General features: G+C 58.9%; 4 protein-coding genes. All 4 read left to right on the forward strand.

What is annotated here, in order from left to right; translation table 11 throughout:
- Positions 1-311: HNH endonuclease (locus AC1DX0_RS34230; RefSeq protein ID WP_477358776.1), on the forward strand; the 311-nt coding region annotated here is incomplete at its 5' end.
- Between the two features lie 34 nt (positions 312-345).
- Positions 346-627 carry a hypothetical protein gene (locus AC1DX0_RS34235; RefSeq protein WP_477224103.1) on the forward strand — a complete coding sequence of 94 codons (282 nt, stop codon included), beginning with the start codon at positions 346-348 and terminating at the stop codon, positions 625-627.
- A gap of 13 nt (positions 628-640) precedes the next feature.
- The gene (locus tag AC1DX0_RS34240) at positions 641-1,342 is read left to right on the forward strand and encodes an HAD family hydrolase (protein WP_477224104.1); all 702 of its coding nucleotides are present in this window, start codon (positions 641-643) and stop codon (positions 1,340-1,342) included.
- Positions 1,343-1,529: 187 nt separating this feature from the next.
- Complete coding sequence (gene corA, locus AC1DX0_RS34245) at positions 1,530-2,504, forward strand: magnesium/cobalt transporter CorA (protein ID WP_477224105.1); 975 nt, start codon at positions 1,530-1,532, stop codon at positions 2,502-2,504.
- The last annotated feature ends 201 nt before the right edge of the window (positions 2,505-2,705 follow it).

The following is a 2,705-nucleotide window of genomic DNA, read 5'->3' on the forward strand; positions in this document are numbered from 1 at the left end:
CACGTACGAAGGTTTTCGTAAATGCGTATGAGCGAAATCCGGAGGCAAGAGCGAAATGCTTGAGGTTGTTCGGACTGGCTTGCATGGCTTGTGGAGAGGATTTTTTAAAAAAATACGGCATCCATGGCCGGGGATTCATCCACGTTCACCATCTTACCCCCCTGAAGAAGATCGGCCGGGCTTATCAGGTAAATCCGGCTAAGGATTTGAGGCCGGTATGCGCCAATTGTCATGCCATGATCCACCGCCGAGAACCTATGCTTACAATCGAACAGCTAAGGGAATTGATTCAAACCGCGGCAGAAACTTGAGAGATCGAAATGGCAGTATTTCGAACTTTTTTTGATGGATGCTGATTCCCCGGGGCCGGTCATCGGCGGCGTCTTCGGCGTTCTCTGCGTCGTCATCGCCATGAACGGTTTTCGCGTCGTGCGCCGCACGCCGCTGACCGAGCGGAACATGCTGGTGATCGGCTTGCCGATCCTGATGGCGCTGTTTGCCACGTTGGCGCCGCCGGACTTCGTCAAGACGCTGCCGGATATCGCGCAGTACATCCTGGGCTCATCCATCGCCTTCGGCGCCGTCTGGGCCATCGTGCTGCACCAGATCCTGCCGAACGCCCGGTAGGCGCGCCACGGACATGAGCCGACCACCAGATATCAGGCCCAAAGTTTCGCCTATAAAGCTGATAATATTTGATTGTGACGGCGTCCTTGTAAACAGCGAGGAGATATATCAGGCAACCGAGCTTGAATATCTGGCGGCGGCGGGCATCACGTTCGAACCGAGCGCCTATACACAAGCCTTCATGGGATTATCTCCCGCTATGTGGCAGGCGAAGCTCGAAGCAATCGGCCAAGAGCGAGCCAAGCCGCTCTCTCCGCGCTTTTTTGAACAGCTTGCCGGCTACACCAACGAACGCTTGCGGACGGATCTGGCGGCCTTACCCGATGCATGGAATGTGATTAGCCGGCTCCCGACATCGAGATGTGTCGCGTCAAGCACGCCGCTCGCCCGATTGCGTTGGAAACTCGAACACACAGGCCTTGTCGACCTTTTCGATCCTCATATTTTTTTATCGGACATGGTCGTCAACGGAAAGCCGGAACCAGACCTGTTCTTGCACGCGGCGGGTACGATGGGTGTTCATCCAGAGGAGTGCATCGTGGTCGAGGACAGCGTGAACGGCGTCCTGGCGGGCAAGGCAGCGGGCATGCGCGTGATCGGATTTACCGCTGGCAATCATTGTAACGGCACTCATGGCGACGCTCTTTTGCGACATGGCGCGGATGCCCTCGTCAGCGCATACGAGGATTTGGAGGTCACTCTCGCCAGTCTCTAGATTCGATCCGTTGACGCGGCTTTCGAGCCCAGGGCGTTGCTCCCCGCCCGCTGCCGGGGCTTGTCTTGATTTTGTCATGCCACAGGTCTAAGCGGCAGGCACACGCTCGGCGCACGCGACGAAGCGCTGCGCAATCCAACACCAGCGTCAATCTGAGCAAACCTTATCTGGCAGGGGAGATCTGGCGATGATCAAGGCATTTGTCGTGGACAATGATCGCCTGCGCGTCGTCGACGATCTGCTGGCGGATGGCGACAGGGTCGTCTGGGCCGACCTGATCAGTCCGACCAAGGAGGAAGAAGCAACCATCGAAAGCTGGCTCGGCGTCGCCATCCCGACCCGCGAGGAGATGGAAGAGATCGAGATTTCGAGCCGTCTCTACATCGAGGATGGCGCCTATTTCATGACCGCCACTTTGCCGGCGCAGACCGAGGTCGATGATCCCCTGATGTCGCCGGTCACCTTCGCGCTTGCCGGCAAAAGACTGATCACCATTCGCTATCATGAACCCAAGGCGTTCAAGACCTTCCCGCTGCGTGCCGAGAAGGTGGCGACCGGCTGCACCAGCGGCGACACCATCCTGATCGGCCTGCTTGAAGCGATCGTCGACCGTCTCGCCGACATCCTCGAGCGTGCCGGCCGCGACATCGAGGCGATTTCACGCGACATTTTCGAGGCACGCTCGACCAAGGTATCGAAGCGCAACCGCGACTTCCAGGAGCTGCTCAAAGCCATCGGCCGCAAGGAGGACATCACCTCGTCCGTCCGCGACAGCCTGATTTCGCTGCAGCGCCTGGCCGGCTTCCTCGCCCATGTCGCCACCCAGACCAAGATGAGCAAAGATGTCCGCGCCCGCATCAAGACCTTGTCGCGCGACGTGCTGTCGCTCGCCGACCACGCCACCTTCCTGTCGCAGAAGATCTCCTTCCTGCTCGACGCCACGCTCGGCATGATCTCGATCGAGCAGAACGCCATCATCAAGATCTTCTCGGTCGCCGCCGTCATCTTCCTGCCGCCAACCCTGGTCGCCTCGATCTACGGCATGAATTTCGACATCATTCCCGAGCTGAAATGGCAGCTCGGCTATCCCTTCGCCATTGGCCTGATGATCCTGTCGGCGATTCTGCCCTTCTGGTATTTCCGCCGCCGCGGCTGGCTCTGATCGCTGCCGCTGGTGCCGGTTGCCTCAGGCTGGCTCACCAGAAAGGACTTGACCAAATCGCGCGCGGCCTGCATCCGGGTTCGCCGATCCACGTGGATCGCGCGTTCTGCAGGGATGCCAGACCATGAGCGCAAAAACATGGGCCTATGAGGATTTCGTCGAGGGCGGCTCGTTCGACCTTGGTACGAAGCAGGTGAGTGC

Source organism: Mesorhizobium sp. P3_A9 (genome assembly GCF_056402975.1).